The 17,758-nt window shown below is 52.3% G+C and carries 15 protein-coding genes and 1 pseudogene; 12 read left to right on the forward strand and 4 right to left on the reverse strand.

The window, feature by feature from the left end; translation table 11 throughout:
- The first annotated feature begins 8 nt into the window (after positions 1–8).
- From argH to IPJ88_16985, 4 genes are all read left to right on the forward strand, one after another.
- On the forward strand, positions 9–1,406 hold the full coding sequence (gene argH, locus IPJ88_16970; GenBank protein ID QQR89841.1) for an argininosuccinate lyase: 1,398 nt from the start codon (positions 9–11) through the stop codon (positions 1,404–1,406).
- 20 nt (positions 1,407–1,426) lie between these two features.
- A complete protein-coding gene (locus IPJ88_16975) occupies positions 1,427–1,966 on the forward strand; it encodes a hypothetical protein (GenBank protein ID QQR89842.1) in 540 nt (179 codons plus the stop codon).
- Positions 1,967–2,098: 132 nt separating this feature from the next.
- On the forward strand, positions 2,099–2,713 hold the full coding sequence (locus tag IPJ88_16980; GenBank protein QQR89843.1) for a hypothetical protein: 615 nt from the start codon (positions 2,099–2,101) through the stop codon (positions 2,711–2,713).
- A 113-nt stretch (positions 2,714–2,826) separates the two neighbouring features.
- Entirely contained in the window at positions 2,827–3,885 is a 1,059-nt protein-coding gene (locus tag IPJ88_16985) for a ketoacyl-ACP synthase III (GenBank protein QQR89844.1), read from the forward strand.
- Here the strand turns inward: IPJ88_16985 and mtnA are convergent.
- From mtnA to gatC, 3 genes are read right to left on the reverse strand one after another with little or no spacing between them, the layout of a single operon-like run.
- The gene (gene mtnA, locus IPJ88_16990; GenBank protein QQR92072.1) at positions 3,871–4,920 is read right to left on the reverse strand and encodes an S-methyl-5-thioribose-1-phosphate isomerase; all 1,050 of its coding nucleotides are present in this window, start codon (positions 4,918–4,920) and stop codon (positions 3,871–3,873) included. The two genes, IPJ88_16985 and mtnA, sit on opposite strands and share 15 nt — an antisense overlap.
- 41 nt (positions 4,921–4,961) lie before the next feature.
- A complete protein-coding gene (gene gatA, locus IPJ88_16995) occupies positions 4,962–6,428 on the reverse strand; it encodes an Asp-tRNA(Asn)/Glu-tRNA(Gln) amidotransferase subunit GatA (GenBank protein ID QQR89845.1) in 1,467 nt (488 codons plus the stop codon).
- Positions 6,429–6,430: 2 nt separating this feature from the next.
- On the reverse strand, positions 6,431–6,730 hold the full coding sequence (gene gatC, locus IPJ88_17000; GenBank protein QQR89846.1) for an Asp-tRNA(Asn)/Glu-tRNA(Gln) amidotransferase subunit GatC: 300 nt from the start codon (positions 6,728–6,730) through the stop codon (positions 6,431–6,433).
- Between the two features lie 175 nt (positions 6,731–6,905).
- Between gatC and IPJ88_17005 the strand changes: the two genes are divergently transcribed.
- The 8 genes and pseudogenes from IPJ88_17005 to IPJ88_17040 all read left to right on the forward strand — a co-directional run bounded on the left by IPJ88_17005 (position 6,906) and on the right by IPJ88_17040 (position 16,607).
- Positions 6,906–8,321, forward strand: a complete 1,416-nt coding sequence (locus tag IPJ88_17005) for a response regulator (GenBank protein QQR89847.1) — start codon at positions 6,906–6,908, stop codon at positions 8,319–8,321.
- A 140-nt stretch (positions 8,322–8,461) separates the two neighbouring features.
- Positions 8,462–8,950 carry a hypothetical protein gene (locus IPJ88_17010; GenBank protein QQR89848.1) on the forward strand — a complete coding sequence of 163 codons (489 nt, stop codon included), beginning with the start codon at positions 8,462–8,464 and terminating at the stop codon, positions 8,948–8,950.
- Entirely contained in the window at positions 8,950–9,651 is a 702-nt protein-coding gene (locus tag IPJ88_17015) for a GMC family oxidoreductase N-terminal domain-containing protein (protein QQR89849.1), read from the forward strand. Before IPJ88_17010 ends, IPJ88_17015 begins: the two co-directional genes overlap by 1 nt.
- 7 nt (positions 9,652–9,658) lie before the next feature.
- Positions 9,659–10,447 (forward strand): hypothetical protein, encoded by a 789-nt coding sequence (locus IPJ88_17020; protein ID QQR89850.1) that lies wholly within the window; start codon positions 9,659–9,661, stop codon positions 10,445–10,447.
- A 446-nt stretch (positions 10,448–10,893) separates the two neighbouring features.
- Positions 10,894–12,366: an SDR family oxidoreductase gene (locus tag IPJ88_17025; protein QQR89851.1), complete on the forward strand. Its 1,473-nt coding sequence runs from the start codon at positions 10,894–10,896 to the stop codon at positions 12,364–12,366.
- A 197-nt stretch (positions 12,367–12,563) separates the two neighbouring features.
- Entirely contained in the window at positions 12,564–13,223 is a 660-nt protein-coding gene (locus IPJ88_17030) for a hypothetical protein (GenBank protein QQR89852.1), read from the forward strand.
- Positions 13,224–13,356: 133 nt separating this feature from the next.
- A pseudogene (locus IPJ88_17035) lies at positions 13,357–14,488 on the forward strand (patatin-like phospholipase family protein).
- Between the two features lie 49 nt (positions 14,489–14,537).
- A complete protein-coding gene (locus IPJ88_17040) occupies positions 14,538–16,607 on the forward strand; it encodes a GAF domain-containing protein (GenBank protein QQR89853.1) in 2,070 nt (689 codons plus the stop codon).
- A gap of 72 nt (positions 16,608–16,679) precedes the next feature.
- On the opposite strand, the gene IPJ88_17045 is transcribed toward IPJ88_17040, so the two are convergent.
- Entirely contained in the window at positions 16,680–17,753 is a 1,074-nt protein-coding gene (locus tag IPJ88_17045; GenBank protein ID QQR89854.1) for a hypothetical protein, read from the reverse strand.
- Positions 17,754–17,758 lie beyond the last annotated feature (5 nt).

Below are 17,758 nucleotides of genomic sequence, written 5' to 3' on the forward strand. Positions count from 1 at the left end.
GATCAAATATGACGTCTAGCAAAATCTGGGGTGGACGCTTCGAGCAGGGAGTCGATGAATTAGCTGCGGATTTCAGCGCTTCGGTCGAGGTCGATCAGCGCCTTGCCCTCTGCGACATTCAAGGCTCGATAGCCCACGTCCACATGCTCCAATCGACCAAGATCCGAAAAGACGATGAGGCCAAAGCCCTCCTCGCAGGGCTTGAACAAATCCGCGATGAAGTGAGCGCTGGAAAATTAAAGTGGGATCCAAAGCTTGAAGATATTCATATGAATATAGAAGCCTTGCTCACTTCTCGCGTTGGTGAAGTCGGTGGGCGCTTGCATACCGCACGAAGCCGGAACGACCAAGTTGCAACTGATATGCGTCTTTGGACACGGCAAGCCACAGTCGACCTCATCAACGATCTTGACCAACTTCTTACCGTTCTTTACGAACGAGCAGAGCAACATCAAGACACGCTACTGCCTGGCTACACGCACCTTCAACGCGCCCAACCCACACGGCTGGCGCATCATTTGCTTGCTTGGTCTGAAAAATTCGAAAGGGACCGCAGCCGTTTCATCGATGCAAACTCACGTCTAAACGAATGCCCCCTTGGAGCCGGTGCACTTAGCACCACGACCTTTCCTATCGATCGGCACCAGACGGCGAAAGAACTCGCATTTGAACGCCCGATGAGCAATTCGCTTGATGCCGTATCCGATCGTGATTTTCTAGCTGAATTTCTTTTTGCTATCTCACTTTGTGCAGTTCATCTTTCACGCCTCTGTGAGGAGCTCGTGTTGTGGAGCAGCCAAGAGTTTGCTTTCGTTGATTTGGGCGATGCCTTTACCACCGGCTCTTCAATGATGCCTCAAAAGAAAAATCCGGACATGGCCGAGCTTGTTCGAGGTAAGACCGGCAGAGCCGTCGGCAATCTCGTAAACTTACTCGTCACTTTAAAGGGTCTCCCTCTGACCTACAATCGCGACATGCAAGAAGACAAAGCCCCCGCGTTTGAGGCCTTTGATTCATTGCACAGCTCGCTTCGTGTCATGGCAGCCATGCTTGATGCCGCCACCTTTCATAGCGAGACGATGAAAGCTGCGCTTCGCACAGGCTATCTCGATGCCACCGAAATTGCCGATTATCTGAGCACAAAGGATGTACCGTTTAGAGAAGCACACAGCATCGCCGGACAGTTAGTTCAAAAAGCCATCAAGCTCGGTAAAACACTTAATGAGCTTGAGTTAAGTGACATGAAAAACATAAGCCCTCTTATCGAGCAAGACATTTATGCGGTTCTCGATCCTGAAACCGCTATCGAACGCCGTGACGTTTTTGGTGGCCCGTCGAAAAAGCGGGTTAAAGAAGCACTGCATGCGCTGCAAAAACGTCTTAAAAGCCGCGGCATTTCCATCTAAAAACTGATTAAAAGGATACCATGTCTTTACCCTCTTTATCTGGGACACCCTTTTCGTACCAAAACGGCACTTTGCATATCGACGGCGTATCACTTGAGCGCATTGCCGAAGCAACCGATACACCCTGCTTCGTTTACAGCTCAGCCGCCATCGAAAAAGCTTACAAAGCGATTGACGCCTCTTTGTCTTTTGCTCCGCATGAGATTTCTTATGCTGTGAAAGCCAATGGCAACTTAGCCATCTTGAATCTACTGCGTGAACTTGGATCCGGAGCAGATATCGTTTCCGGAGGTGAACTGGCACGTTGTCAAAAAGCGGGGTTTTCTTCAGAACGCATTGTCTTTAGCGGAGTTGGAAAAAGCAAAGAGGAGCTTTACACCGCAATCAAAGCAAAGATTCGGTCCATCCATGTGGAGAGCGAAGCGGAGCTCGACCACATCAACGCCATCTGCCAAGAACTCAAATGCGAAGCCAAACTGTCTTTCCGAGTTAACCCAAACATCGACGCCAAAACCCACCCCTATATTTCCACGGGTCTAAAAAGCACAAATTGGCCTTGATATCGAAAAAGCACGGGCGCTTTATGAAACATTAAACAAAGCCCGTATCTCAAACTAAAAGGCCTTGCGTGCCATATTGGCTCTCAGCTTCCTTCAGCCGAGCCTCTACGGGATGCCATCGAAATCGTCGCATTGCTTGCCAAAGATTTAATCGCCAAAGGCGCAGAGCTTCAAACACTTGATGCTGGAGGCGGATGGCCCATCAACTATGGTAACGAAGAAAAAAATCATCCACCGCTTCAGGCCTACGGACAGGCCATCGAAGAAGGAATAAAGAGGGCGGGCGCTACGCAGCTCGGTCTTAGCATTCAAGTTGAACCGGGTCGTTCCATTGTGGGACCAAGTGGTGTGTTGCTCAGCCGCGTTTTGCTCACCAAAACGCAAGGCGATAAGCTTTTCACCGTACTCGATGCCGCAATGACTGAACTGTTGCGACCTGCGCTCTACCAGGCCTACCACCCCATCTGGCCCGTCGGCGAATCCATCACTCAGGCAAAAAGTGTTGTTACCGATGTGGTGGGCCCGGTTTGCGAAACCGCCGATTTCATCGCCTTGGATCGAGAGCTACCTCCTCTTAGTGAGCAAACTTTAGTCGCTATCGGCAATGCAGGCGCCTACTCCTCCGCTATGGCCTCGAACTACAATGCCCGACGCCGCCCTGCCGAAGTGCTTGTCCATAAAAGCACCTTCCGAACGGTCCGCACGCGCGAAAATTATGAAGACCTATGGCGCCTTGAATCAACCTGAGCTCAGCTGCGTTTTTTAGCTAACATAGCTTATTGTCGTGTTTTTTTCAGACAAAAGCGGGGAAATACCACTAGCGCCAAGCCCCGAGCCCTGGTAAGGATCCCTCAAGTTTTATGCCAGGCACAACGATCATCGGAACCGGACATTTTGTCCCAGGCGAACCCGTACACAACGATGCCCTTGCGCGCGTCATGGATACCAATGACGATTGGATTCATCAGCGCACTGGCATTCGTCAACGCTACTATGCCGAAGACGGCACCGGCAGCAGCGACCTTGGAAAAGAAGCCGCCGTTCGAGCACTTAAGGCTGCCAAAGTCAGCCCCGAAGAGGTTGACTACATTCTTTGCGCGACCATGACACCCGAATTTGTCTATCCAGGTTCAGGTGGATTACTGGGTGCAAAGCTTGGTATTCCGGGCGTACCAGCCCTGGATATTCGTATGCAGTGCGCAGCAATTCCATTTGCTTTACAGGTAGCCGACGGTCTGATTAACACCGGCGCTGCGAATACTGTTCTGCTGGTAGGTGCTGAAGTTCAATCAGGTTTTATGCCCTGGAACGATTGGGATACCGTTCGTGGACGTGCTCAAAATAAAATCCCACAAGAAGACTGGGATAAAGCCACCCGCCAACGCGGTGTATCGGTCCTTTTCGGCGATGGCGCCGGCGCCTTCGTACTACGCAAGTCCGAAATCGAAGGCCATGGCTTGATCGGTAGCGCACTCTACACAGACGGTCGCGATGTCAAACTCATCTACGTGCAAGGCGGTGGTTTCACAAAACACCCTTACGTTTCAAAAGAGACTCTCGAAAACGACGATCTTTACCCACGCATGCAAGGACGCGATTTATTTAAGAGCGCCGCTGTTCGTCTTCCGAAGGCCGTGCGTGAAGTGTGTCTGCGCTGCAATATCAACATCGATGACATCGACTATTTCGTCGCGCATCAAGCCAACGACCGCATCAACGAAGCAGTAAGGCACTCTCTTAAAGTTCCAACAGAAAAGATTCCCTCAAACATTGCTAAATACGGCAACACCTCTGCCGCCACTATTCCCATTTTGCTCGATGAGTTGATTTTGGAAGGTCGCGTCAAAAAGGGTGACTTGCTCTGCTTCTTGGCATTGGGCGCTGGCTTGCATTGGGGCGCAAGCTTACTGCGACTTTAGGCCTAGCGATCGAGAAAATAAACTTGGGCCTTCACCCTGCGCAGGACGGAAGCTTCCTCGCTCTGTGAAGACATAGTCCACGTACTTTGCAGGCGTCACATCAAACGCCGGATGACGGCAAACGATTCCTTTTGCCACGATACGCTTGCCGAAGATCGTAGCCACTTCTTCTGAGCTACGCTCTTCGATCGGAATCGCTTCTCCATTGGGAGTTTCAAGATCCACCGTGCTCCAGGGAGCAGCTACAGTAAAGGGCACATCATGCGCTCTACACAAAACAGCCAGACCGTATGTTCCTATTTTGTTGGCAACATCGCCATTGGCAGCAATGCGGTCCGAGCCAACTACGGCAAAGTTGATTTCCCCGCGCTTCAGAAAATGCCCAGCCATCGAATCGGTAATCACTTCGACATCAATTCCGGCTTCGCTGAGCTCCCATGCGCTCAAGCGCGCCCCTTGCAAATAAGGTCGTGTCTCGCAACAAAACACTTTGAAATCTTTACCCATGGCATGAGCTGCTCGGATCACACCAAGCGCTGTACCGTAGCCTCCGGTGGCTAGCGCGCCGGTATTGCAATGTGTCACGACTGTGCCGCCATCCGGTACATGCTCAGCGCCGAGCTTTCCCATGGTTTTGCAAGCATGAAGATCCTCGAGATGAATAGCCTCTGCTTCTTGCTGCATGCGCGCTGCTCTTGTTTCGTGCGCTTCATCCTGAATGAGTCGCGCCGTCTCGAGCATGCGTGCTGCTGCCCATTTTAAATTCACAGCGGTGGGTCTGGCTGCCACAAGCTCATCGGCGCCGCGTTCAATAGCCTGAAAAAAACCAGCCCCTGTGCTGCGTTTTGAGAGCGCCGCAAGCGCATAGCCTGCCGTGATGCCAATCGCAGGGGCACCACGCACCACCATATCAGTGATAGCTTTTGCAACATCGCTTACACCGGCGTAGCGATAGTACTTGATCTCGTGCGGCAAAAGCCGTTGATCCAAAAGCAGTACTTGCGCATCAATCGGATCGTATTCGATCGAAAATATCTTTTCTTCGCTAAGAGGCGCTCTGGAAAGTAGCTCAGACACTAGGCAAACTCAGAAGGTCGCTTTAGATGCCAATCGCTTAGCTGCTCGTACGCAGAAGCCACCTTAAAAAGCAGCCCTTCTTCAAAAGCCGGTGCACAAAGTTGCATGCCGATTGGCAAACCGTTTTTTGAAAAACCACAAGGCACATTGACCGCTGGAACCCCAGCCAAGCTCGCAGGTAAGGTAAAGATATCCTCCAAATACATCGCCAGAGGATCCCCAGTGCGTGCCCCGAAAGCAAACGCTGGTGTCGGAGCGGTTGGCGAAAGGACCACATCACAGTTTTTGAAAGCCTCGGTGTAGTCGTTGCGGATCAAGGTGCGGACTTTGGTCGCCTTGAGATAAAAGGCATCGTAGTAACCCGCTGAAAGTGCATAGGTTCCGAGCATAATGCGTCGTTTGACTTCCGGACCAAAGCCTTGCCCGCGTGACTTGTTGTAGGTATCACGAAGATCTTCGCCATCGACTCGAAGTCCATAACGCATGCCATCAAAACGCGCCAAGTTTGAGGACGCTTCAGCGGTCGCCACAAGGTAGTACACCGATACAGCATGTTTTGCGTGAGGCAACTCGAGCTCTTCAACACTTGCGCCTTGCGCTTGCAGCTGCTTGATAGCTTCTTTGAGAGCCGAGACGACTTCAGGGTCGCTCCCATCAGCAAAGCTCTCTTTGACCACCCCGATGCGCAAACCCTTGATTGGCTTTCCGCACGCCGCCTCGTAGTCATCCACAGGCCGCTCCACGCTCGTCGCATCGCGATCATCGTAGCCGGCAATCGCTGCAAGCGTGCGCGCCGCATCTTTGCTGCTTCGTGCCATCGGTCCGATTTGATCAAGCGATGAAGCGAAGGCAATCAGTCCGAAGCGCGAAACGCGTCCGTAGGTAGGCTTAACTGCCATCACACCGCAAAACGAACCCGGTTGCCTGACGGATCCACCAGTATCGCTGCCTAAGGATACAGCACACAGCGATGCCGCCGTAGCTGCAGCAGAACCACCCGAGGAGCCACCCGGCACATGCCCTAGCTCCCATGGGTTTTTAACCGTTGCGTATGCCGAGTTTTCGTTTGAAGAGCCCATGGCAAACTCATCAAGATTTGTTTTGCCCAAGACGACTGCGCCAGCGTCCCTTAAACGCTCAACCACATGAGCATCGTAAGGCGGTACATAGTGTTCCAGAATTTTTGAAGCGCAGGTCGTACGGATTCCTCGCGTACAAATATTGTCTTTTAGCGCGATGGGAACACCCGCAAGCTTTCCAGGATCACTCCCTTGCTTTCGCTTGCGATCCACTTGTGCGGCTTGCGCCAGCGCACGCTCTCCATCCAAAGTCAGAAAGGCATCAAGCTTAGGATTGAGTTCACTTGCTCGATTCAAAAACGCTTGCGTTACTTCGACTGCCCCAAGCTCACCACTTCTAACTTTGTCGGCAATATCAACGACGCCCAATTGGTAAAGCTTTTCCATGTCTAGCCTTCCATCACTTTCGGTACTGCAAAACCACCGTCGGCGGTCTTGGGCGCTTGGGCAAAAGCTTCATCACGTGCCAAGGTGTCTTTAACAACATCCTCACGAAGCTTCATTTGATCCAAACCCGGGTAAACGGTTGGCTCAACGCCGCGAACATCCAAAGCATCCAAACTCGCGATGTACTCCAAAATGGCGTTGAGCTGACCGCTCATTGCTTCAAGTTGCTCTGCGTTCAGTGCAAGCCGAGCCAGATTGGCCACATGCTGTACTTCTTCGGGTTTTATTTTGTCTTGCGCCATAGCGGCGCTTTTATCACGGCTGGGCAACCAAACAATAACCGAGGAGCCGCCCCTGCCAAAACCCAAGCTTTTGGGCCCTCTTTATGCCCACCTTGTAGGAAGCTTCCTTCAGAGCTCTTACAAAAACATTTGACACACCGGTATTTTTTTACTATTATCAAAACAGGGCAAAGGGATGAATACCATCGATCCATGGATTGCAGAAACACTCGGAATTCCCGTTTTTAGCGAGGACTTTGAAGGGAAAGTGGCCTGTAATCCAAGCGCCCAGAAGCTCATAGGACCCGAGCCTGCAAGCGATATGTTGAATTTGCTGCGCAGGATCTGCCGAGATGACGCTCTGCTGGAGCGCGTGATTGAAGCCGGCCGAAGCGGTAAACGTGACGCCCTCCTCATTGAGTCAAAAGCAGGATCGGGAATCACAACCTGGCAGGCCTTGGTACTGCCTGAACGCGATGGCTGGCAGCTTTGGCTTGCACCCGCCACGCTCAGACAATCCATTGAAGTCCAAAAACGCGCCGCCTTAGCCGATGCAGCTGCAAGCGTGAGCCACGAGATCAGCAATGCCCTTGGCGCGATCATGGGTTGGGCCCAAATGGGAGCCAGCTGCCCGACGCTGCCATCACGCGCTGCCGACGCTTTTGAGCACATCGAATCAAGTGCTGAAGCTGCAAAATCCGTAACACGGGCTATGCTCGAGGCCTCAAGCGATGGCGTGGTTCGCAACAGCACCATCGATGCATCATCGCTTCTACTACAGATTCAACGCTTGCTTACGCCAGCTGCTCGCAAAGCAAACGTGACCTTGCTTGCAGATGTTCACGAGGAGCTGATGGTTAAGTGTTCGCGCACTGATCTATGGACAGCCATTTGGAGTCTCTTAAAGAACGCTATCGAAGCCATGGAGCACGGTGGCCGTATTGAACTCTCCGCCTATGAAAAAGGCGACAAAGTTTTTATCAGCGTGCAAGACAACGGGCCTGGAATGAGCGCTAAACTTAGACGCGAATCCTTTGTGCCCTATTTTACAACGAAAGAAAGCGGCACAGGTCTTGGGCTTGCCTTGGTCAAACGCGCGGTCGAAAACATGCACGGCCACATCGAGTTATTCACCAAACCAAAACAAGGCACGCGCTTTGAGATCGAGCTTCCTTCCGCCAAACTCGAAGCCACTGAACGCAAACAGTCATCCGGTATAAAACACTCGGATATGCCAGTGAGCGCCAAAGTACTGGTTGTGGAAGACGATGCATCCTTGATGGAACTTGTCTCGACTGGCCTTTCCTTGCAAGGCGCCCAAGTGACGGCTATGCGATCCGGCAAAGAAGCCTTAGCCCTCAACGATCACTTTGATGTTGCGTTGATTGACATGCTGCTTGGCGATATGCGCGGTGATGAATTGCTTTCGCAGCTACGCAGCTCTAAGCGTGTCGATAGAGCCATTCTAGTGAGCGGACAGCCCGAACCACACGCCTTTGCCTCTGGTGGCGTTCCCAATCTATGGCTGCGCAAACCATATGAACTTCGCATCTTGGCTCAAAGCATCCAACAACTCCTGAGCGAACAGGAAAAAAAAGCCCATAGCGCTTGAGAAAAGCACTCATGACAAATTTGGCATATTTTCGCCGAGAAACATGCCAGTCATGTCTGTTTTTAGCAAAAAATCATGACGCTTTTGTCAGATTAAGCTGTTTGCGAAGACGACAGTGTCGTGGTAAACTTTTGAAGTAAATGTTATTTTTTGAGAAACGTTGGGCGCAAGCCATTCTCGAAGCCTTTGCTCCAAAGCGCGACGGTTTGTGGGGAGCAGGCATCCAACGCTGCGATTTTCTCAACGCCTTCGCGACGATCAGTCAAAGCTCTACGCCCAAAGCACGCCTGGGCCTTCGAGTGGCCTTGTGGATGGTTGCGCTGGCCCCACTGTGGACCGGAACGCGCTTTTGCACGATGGCCAAACTGCCCCTACAAGCGCGAACAGAGCTGCTTGAAGGGTTAATCTCTTCGAAGCATTTTGTTGTACGCGAGCTCACCACCCTGCTTAAACTTGTAAGCACAATGGCCATGTTCTCAGTCTCTGAGCTGCGCCTGGCCAGCGGCTATGAAAAAGAGCGCACGCTCTACGATAGCGCTGAAGAAATCTCCGGCACACGTCCCTCCCGACGCAATCTTCCCGTCGTGCACGATGCACCGGATGCTGAACATGAACAAGAGGTGGCGTAATGGGCAAGTGGGCCATGGAAGACGTCGCTGATTTTGTGATCGTGGGCTCAGGAGCCGGCGGAGCAACGGCTGCCTACGTGCTTAGTGCTGCGGGCTTCTCGGTGCTTATCCTCGAAGAAGGTGCTTATTTGCAAAGCAAAGCACGACCCAAAGAAGCTCTTAAAGCCATGTCCCAGAGCATGCGAGGTTTTGGCGCGCAAACCACCGACAGCGCCGTACCCATCCCTTTGCTGCAAGGCGTGTGCGTCGGCGGCAGCACCGCCATTAACAGCGGCATCATCTGGCGCATGCCGCAAGACGTCCGCAAGCTGTGGAAAGATCAGCATGGTCTTGATGAGCTCGTAAACGAAAACGCTCTACATCGCATTTACGAGCGCATCGAAAAATTGCTTGGGGTGCAAAGCACCGATTCAAGCTTGTGGGGAGGTAACGGGCATAAGCTTGCTGACGCTGCAAGCGCAATGCATCTCAAGGGCAAAGCCATGGAGCGCAATGCCGCACAATGCAAAGGCAGTGGTCGTTGCGTGCAGGGTTGTCCAAACGGAGCACGGCAAAGCATGGATGTGTCTTTGATACCGCTGTCCATTGATCAGGGCGCTCGGCTTTTCACTGGGGCGCGCGCTTTGCAAGTTGTCATCAAGCAGGGCCGTGCAACCGGAGTCACTGGTAAGATTTCAGGGGCCTGGTCGGCCTACTGGTAACTTTAGAGTGCATGCGCGAAAAGCTGTCATTCTAGCAGCCAGTGCGCTTTACACCCCGGTGCTTCTTCTACAAAGCGGACTGAGCGGCAAGGTCGGGCATCACTTTCGGGCCCATCCAGGCGCTCCAGTCGTCGGTATGTTTGACGAGCGCATCGACATTGCAAGCGGCGGCACCCAAAGCTACGAGATACCATTGCGCGAGCGCGGCTATAAAATCGAATCGATCGGCGTTCCGCCTGAACTTATCGCAGCACGGATTCCCGGCGCTGGCGCTGTTTGGCAAGACCGCATCTCGCGCTTGGATCACGTCGCGCAATGGGCTGGACTGATTCATATGGAGGCTCAAGGTCACATCGACGTTGGTTGGGGGCAAACGCCAAAAGTTAGCTATACTCCCAGCCAAGCCGACTATGCCAAAGCACGCGAAGCGATTGCGCTCATGTGCAAGATGATGTTCCAAGTTGGCGCCAAAGAAGTCTATCCGGGCTTAGGTGGAGTGCCAGAGGTCATTACGAACCCATCCCAAGTGGAGTTGATCGAGAAGGTTGCACTTAAAGCGCAAAGCTTTCATCTTGTCGCCTCGCATCTGTTTGGCGGAGCCGTTGCTGGAGCCGATCCAGCACACAGTGTTGTGGGCCCAGACCTGCAATGCCACGACCTTCAAAACCTTTACGCGATGGACGCCAGTGTTTTTCCAAGCAACATGGGCGTCAACCCCCAGCATTCCATCATGGCCATCGTCTACCGTGCCGCCGAACGCCTTGCCAACCAAACCCATTACTATCAAGCCGCCTAAAAGATCGGAGGACGGCGACGGAGCAATCCTCTCTTCGTCAACCTGCTCTCACCTTTAGAGCACTTTCACTCTTCTTTTGCCGGTTTACACTAAGGATCCTACAGAAAACTACGGTAGAATAAGGGCTTAGATCAGGTTTTCTAGCAGACGGTTTTCCGCACGGGTTCTGGAGCAGCAGGTCTAGGGCCCCCGGGGTTCGCTTTTTGTTCAAAGCGCCGCTCGCGGCGCTTTGAACGCGCCCAATCGGACGGAACCCCGCCCCAGACACTCTCCCACAGAAAAGACGACGATTATACATTGGTATTTGAGGCGCTTTTTCGAGGAGGAAAGCCGCTCCAGAACCCGTGTGGGAAACCGCCCTAATCATAGGCAATAATTTGTTCAATCCTAAGGGTTTACATGCAGAGCTTGGTCTTCTGTTCTGACGCATGCTACGGATGCCAAATATGACCAGGACACTAGAGCCAAAGGTCACTGTCTTGGTGACGGGCGCGACCGGTTATATTGGCGGACGTTTGGTGCCGCGCTTGCTGGACAGTGGCTACCACGTACGCTGCCTTAGCCGATCGGCTCGCAAGCTTGATGCGCGCGATTGGTCCAAACATCCCCGACTTCAAATTATCGAAGGTGATGCGGCCAAGCTCGAGGATGTAATATGCGCGATGCAGGACTGCACCGCCGCTTACTACTTCGTGCACTCGATGCTCGTTGCGGGCGCAGCCTATCGCACGCACGATCGAGAGCTTGCCGAGACCTTCTCGAAAGCTGCTGACATTTCTGGTGTCGAGCAAATCATCTACCTGGGTGGTTTGGGAGAAACCGGAGACGGCCTAAGCGAGCATTTACGCTCCAGACGTGAAGTCGAAAAGGCGCTTTCCCAAGGCAAAGTGCCTGTTACCGTCTTTCGCGCCGCGATGATTATCGGGTCCGGCTCAGCTTCGTTTGAAATTTTGCGCTACCTGGTTGAACGCCTGCCAGCCATGGTCACTCCCCGTTGGGTGAATACCGAATCGCAACCGATCGCTGTCCGAGACGTGCTCCGATACCTGGAGCAATGTTTAGACGTGCCGCACAGCAAAGGGCAAACCCTTGATATCGGAGGTAAAGACATCCTGAGCTACCGCGAGCTCATGCAACTGATGGCCCATCACCTCGGGCTCTCGCGCCGCATCATTGTGCCGCTGCCTGTTCTGAGCCCCAGACTCAGTTCGCTTTGGATTCACTTGGTCACTCCTATTGATAAACGCATTGCACGGCCGCTTGCCGAAGGACTGCGAAACCGGGTTGTTTTGCGCGATAATCGGGCGGCGGAGCTCATGCCAGGAAGCATCCAAAGCGCGAGCGAAGCGATTGCAGCCGCACTTGGAAAACTTGATACGGATGAGATTGAAACAGCTTGGATGGACGCTGGACCGATTCCAGGAGATCCAGACTTTTCCGGCGGCACGGTGTTCACAGACACCCGAAGCGCCAACGTTAACGCCCAGGCCCAGCAAGTCTTTAACGCGGTTTGTCGCATCGGCGGAGGGCATGGCTACTACCACGCGGACTGGCTCTGGCGCCTGCGCGGCTGGATGGATCGCCTCATTGGCGGCCCCGGTCTACGCCGCGGGCGCCGAAACCCCCTTCGGGTAAGTTATGGCGAAGCGCTCGATTTTTGGCGTGTCACCGATATTGTGGAGGCTCGCTACCTTGAACTTCGCGCCGAAATGAAACTGCCTGGCATCGCCACCCTTGATTTTAGGATTGAGCCGGATGAAGCACGCCACAATCGTTGTACACTCATCCAAACAGCACGATTTAAACCCAAGGGTTTATTGGGCCTTGTCTATTGGTATCTGGTCCTTCCGCTGCACGGCATCGTGTTCAAAGGCATGCTTAGCGGCATCAAGAACGCCGCCGAAGGTGCTGCCAACTAAGCTCGCTACGAACAAACCGCCTAGACTATTTCTGGATGGATTCGGTTATTAATCTGATCCCAACTCGGCATGGCGCATAAATTTTATGGCTGTGCTAGCACATGGTCATGGAGAAAAATCCTTTTCGCCGCCAACCAGGCGCCCCGCCTTTTTTGCTTGCGCACCGAGGTTCCCATCGGAGGGCTTGCGAAAATACCATGGCCGCGTTTGAGCAGGCCATGAACGATGGCGCGGATGGGGTTGAGTTGGACCTAAGGCTCTGCCGCGACGGAGAGGTGGTGGTGTTTCACGACGCTGACCTAAAACGCCTAAGCACACAGCGTGATCGCATCAGCAGTTTGCGTTTGCATGAACTCAAGCAGGTCAGACTCAACGACGGACAGAGCATTCCGACACTTGTTGAGTGCTTAGAGTTATTGGAAACGCGACAGGCTCTAGTCAATCTCGAACTAAAGGCCGACGGAAACAATGGAAGAAAACTGGCAGAAGCAGTGTTGGACATCTGTCATAAACGCAAAGCAACTCACCAAACTCGCTTTTTGTTTTCAAGCTTTGCTTTGTCAATCGTTCGTTATCTGAAAAAACACAGCCCAATAAAAAGCGCTTATCTTATCGACGATGCCTATTGGGGCAAGCTTCGTATGCAGGGAGTTGCTCGCCTCTGCAATATTGACGCACTTCATCCCAAACATAATTTGATCGATTCGACCTCCGCGGCATTACTCCAGAGCCGAGGTACTCTTTTAAACGTTTGGACGGTTGATCACCCCCAAGACCTTCGCCGCTGCGACGAAGCAGGCGTCGATGCAATCATCACCAACAACATTACAAAAGCCAGGGAAACCTTAGAAAAATAGATAGTTGGTCCAGTTTTTGCTCTAAAATTCACATCCGCCACCGAGCTTTTGAGTTCGCCAAAAACAATGGATACACTAAATTGTGCTATACTAAATAGATATCCATGTAATCCAATGAAGGACTTTATCGTCGATGTCCAAAACTGAGTTAGCCTTGGTCGTGAGCGGTGGCGGAGCACGCGCTGCCTATCAAGCTGGTTTTTTGAGACGCCTTTCGCGAGAATTTCCTGATTTGCAGATTGATATCCTTACCGGCGTTTCCGCAGGTGCGATCAATGCAGTGTTTCTTGCCTCGGATCCACACTCCTTTGCCATGAAAATGGAGCATCTTGCCGAGCTTTGGAGTGGTCTTCAAACCGGCGATGTCTTTCACGCAGACGCAAGCTCGCTTAGCAAGCAAGTCTTTCGTTGGATGAGGCAACTTGCCTCCGGAGGCGGTCACGGCGGCAAACGAACCCGCGGTCTTGTCGACACGCAACCTTTAGCTGACTTTCTTACAGAACGCCTTGGAGCAGAGTCCGGGCCCATCCCTGGTATCGAGCGAAATCTTGCCTCAGGAAGGCTGAAAGCCTTAGCCGTGACCACCGCATGTTATGGCACCGGGCGAAGCGTTACGTGGGTGCAAGGCCGGGACATCTCCACCTGGGAGCGCCCTCACCGCACCAGTGTTCAGACGCAGATCACCGTTAAACACATTTTGGCCTCGGCAGCCCTACCTTTGTTCTTTCCAGCTATTGAGATTGACGGACGTTGGTATGGGGATGGTGGCATACGCTTGGCCGCACCACTTGCCCCTGCGGTGCACTTAGGCGCCGAAAAATCTTGGCCATCTCGACTCGCTACATTCCGCAACTACGATGAAATGTTAGCACCTGAAGGCGAAAGCTACCCGCCCCGGCCCAAGTATTGGTATACTTCTGAACTCCATTTTCTTAGATCTTTTCGATCAAGATGCTCAACGCCTCAAACGCATCAACCATTTGTTGAAACATTTTCCAAATCAACGCCAAGATGCTTTCAGGCCGATCAATCTCAAAGTCGTTCGCCCCAGCACCGACCTTGGTAAACTCGCCAACGAATTCGAGGCCAAGCTGCCAAAGGCCTTTCGTTTCCTCACCCGAGGTCTTGGCACTAAAGAAATCCGCTCCAATGACGCCCTGAGTATGGTGATGTTTCAATCGGACTATATCAACCGCATTATCGAAATCGGCGAAAAAGACGCGGAGTCGCGACTCCCGGAAATGCAAGCGTTTTTCTCCAGCTAAAGCAGACGGGATTGCAAAGCTTCACCCTTTTGCTCTATTCAAGCCCTGCGTGGAATTAAGAACTCAAACCTCACTGCTTGCCGGCGTCCTTGCCATTGCGATCGCAGTGACGGTGCTATTGCGGCCCAGGCAGCGTCATTTACAGCGGCAATTTTCTATTTTTAGCCTTACAGTTGCGGCGTGGTATTTGGCTACCTTTGCAACGGGAACGCTAAAAGGCCACGTGTTATGGTTCCGGATCGATCGCATCTTCGCCGTGCTTTTACCCATTGCGGCCTTTCAATTTTTCAGAGCCTTTGTCATTGAAGAAGCCAAGCGAGCCATGGTCATGCGGCGGTTGGCCTGGGTCTCAGGTGCAGTACTCATCGCCGCTGCTTTTAGTCCGTTTTACGATCATATCGTCGTATCCGTTTTGATCTTCATCTACGTGACCATTCTTCTGATGTCTGGGTTGCGCATGCTGTTTGATCACAGCAGGCTCGTACGCTCGCGCTTTGAACAAGCGCGTCTGCGCTTTTTGGCCATCATGGGTACCCTTGCTGCGACCTTTACGGTTATCGACTACCTGCCTTACGTCGGTTTGGATATTCCGCCTGTAGGCCCCGTATTGGTCTTGGTGTTCTTATATATCCTATCGCAGTCGATCCTTCATTTTCGCTTGCTGGATATGTACGAGCTTGCTGGCCGGTTGATCATTCTCAGTGCTCTAGCATTCGCCATAGCAGGCATTTATGCAGTGATCGTTCTATTCGCAGGCGAACGTTTCTTTCTGTATGCCGTGGTTGCAGCACTTGCTTTATTGCTGGTCTTTGATCCCACCCGTGCCAAGCTAGAGGAAAAATTCATGCAGCTTCTGTTTCGTGAGCGCTTTGATCTCGAGCGGGCATTGCATAGCTTGCGAGCCCAGCTCGTCCATGTTCTTGAGCTTGAGCAGGTCGTGCGCGTACTTCTCTCGGGTCTTGAAGAATCCAGGCGATTCACGCACGCAGCGGTTTTTCTAGCCTCCGAAGACATGCTCAGCTTCGCTCTTCGAGACTATTTTGGACCATCGCCGGTGCATCATATCGAGGTAGCAGCTGCACGGCCCTTACTCGATCGTTTGCGTCGAGAGGAAAACGTCGTGCTTGAAGACCTTGAGCACGAAATCGAGGAACTCAAAGATATTGGAGATCAACGAGGCTCAGAAACCGTGCATGAAATCGTGCATACCCTTGAAGCATTGAACGCTTCGGTATGCATCGCCCTACAAACCAAACAAGAGTTATTTGGTTTTCTATGCATCAAAGACGAACGCGTGTGGGATGCCTTTAGCCCCGAGGAAGTGGGTTTGCTCAAAGGTCTTGCTAGTCAGCTTGTCATTGCAGTAGAAAACTCCCGTCTTTACGAACAGCTTAAAGAGCGGGATCGTCTTGCAGCGCTCGGTGAGATGGCCGCTGGTCTAGCGCATGAAATCCGCAACCCACTTGGCGCTATCAAAGCCAGCGCACAATACCTGAGTGAACCAGAACAAAAACTGGGCCCTTCGGAGCCGGAGTCAAAGGAGTTTTTGGGGATCATTGTCGATGAAACAGACCGACTCAATCGCGTTCTATCTTCCTTTTTAGACTTTGCTAGACCTTCGCATGGCGATCCTGAACCCACCGACGTTAATCTGGCTGTGCAAAAAACCCTTAAAATCCTAAATGCAGAGCAAAGCTATGGCAGCATCGAGCAACTTCTTGATCTTGAAGAAAAACTGCCTCTGGTACGAATCGACGTCGAACAACTTCGACAAGTTCTGATCAATCTGATTCGGAATGCCTTTCAAGCCATGGAAAACCGCGGAACGTTAAATATTAATACACGAGCAGTGGAACGGCGCCACACCGATGGAAGTCCGCGAAGGTGGGTTGAGATCCGAGTAAGCGACACAGGCCCTGGCATCCCACAAAAAATGTTATCCACGCTCTTCGTTCCTTTCGTAACATCACGGGATCAAGGCACGGGTCTCGGCCTTGCTATTTCGCACCGTATCATTACCGAAGCTGGCGGACATGTCGAAGTCCGAACACACGACAAAAGCGGCACCAGCTTTTTAATCCGTCTCCCCATCTCTCACACCGGCGTCTCTCAGCACTAGAATCAATCTCCCATCTAGCTAGAGTCATTTAGCCTTGTGTGCACGGTCCAGCACTCCTGCACCATGCATCCGCTACTCTGTTGAATTAATGCTTCCAGGAAGTAGCGCTTCGGATGTGCCTAAGCGCTCTGCGCGAAGTCGGTAGGGCCTGAGGTCACGCCTGTCGAGACTGTTAGGGCTCTGTCCTGAACTCTCAAACAATTCTTTAAAAGCTGCTGTCGCAGAACTATCAGCAAGCTTTTCTCTGCTTTCAGGAAGCATGTAACGCCATGACGTTTTTTTTTCGTAAGCTACACCGTGTTCTTCATAGAACACCGAATTTACAAATTCAGCATCGCGTTCCTCGAGATAGCCATCCGGAAAAAGTCTCCAGACCTCGACATCAAGCTCTTCGAGTTTGTCCGTGAGTGCACCCCCCATGGCATTCTCACGTTCTTTCCAACGATCCGCAGCCACCAGCGTCGCTGTGATTAGCGCGCGGGCTACTGAGCTTCCTCGTGCCGAGCGCCACAACCTCGCAGTCGTTCCATCACGCAGTAGCACCATAATCTCCACACTGGTCGCGTCACGCAAGGTTTCAGGAAAAGTCTGCAAAGGCGGAGGACTTTCACCTTCAAGTAAACGCCGCGCCAATGTGGCGAGCGCTTCGCCAGTGACCTCATCGACTTTTGGGAAATAAGATAAAAGGTAGAGCGCTGCATCCTTGGAGATAAGCTCCGCATGAAAAAATTGCATGGGCGCGTAGCCTACAAAACGATCGCGTAGCGTTTGTTGCTCTGTTTTTTGCAGTGGACCGGCAAGCACACCGGTAATCCGTTGATCGAGCAGCGCTTGTGCCAAGGCCTCTTCATCTTCGCCACTGAGCAACCTTGAGACAAAATCGTTGTCCTTTTCACTAAGCGTAATCGTTCCGTCAGCGTTCCATCCGGCAAAGTCTTTTTCCCCGATAGCAAGCAAAGTTCCACGATTTTTCAACACAGCGTTTAGTTCTGGCGGAGCAGTGACACGTCGCCACCAAAGACCGAAAAAAACCCCGACAATTAGAACGACCCCAAAGAGCAACGCTCCCACCACAACAGGTCCGGCAACACTTTTTTTCCTACTTTCCTTCATCGTGCGAGTCGAATGCCCCTTGGACAGAGACATAACAA

It is taken from the genome of Myxococcales bacterium (genome assembly GCA_016699535.1).
GTDB lineage: Bacteria > Myxococcota_A > Polyangia > Polyangiales.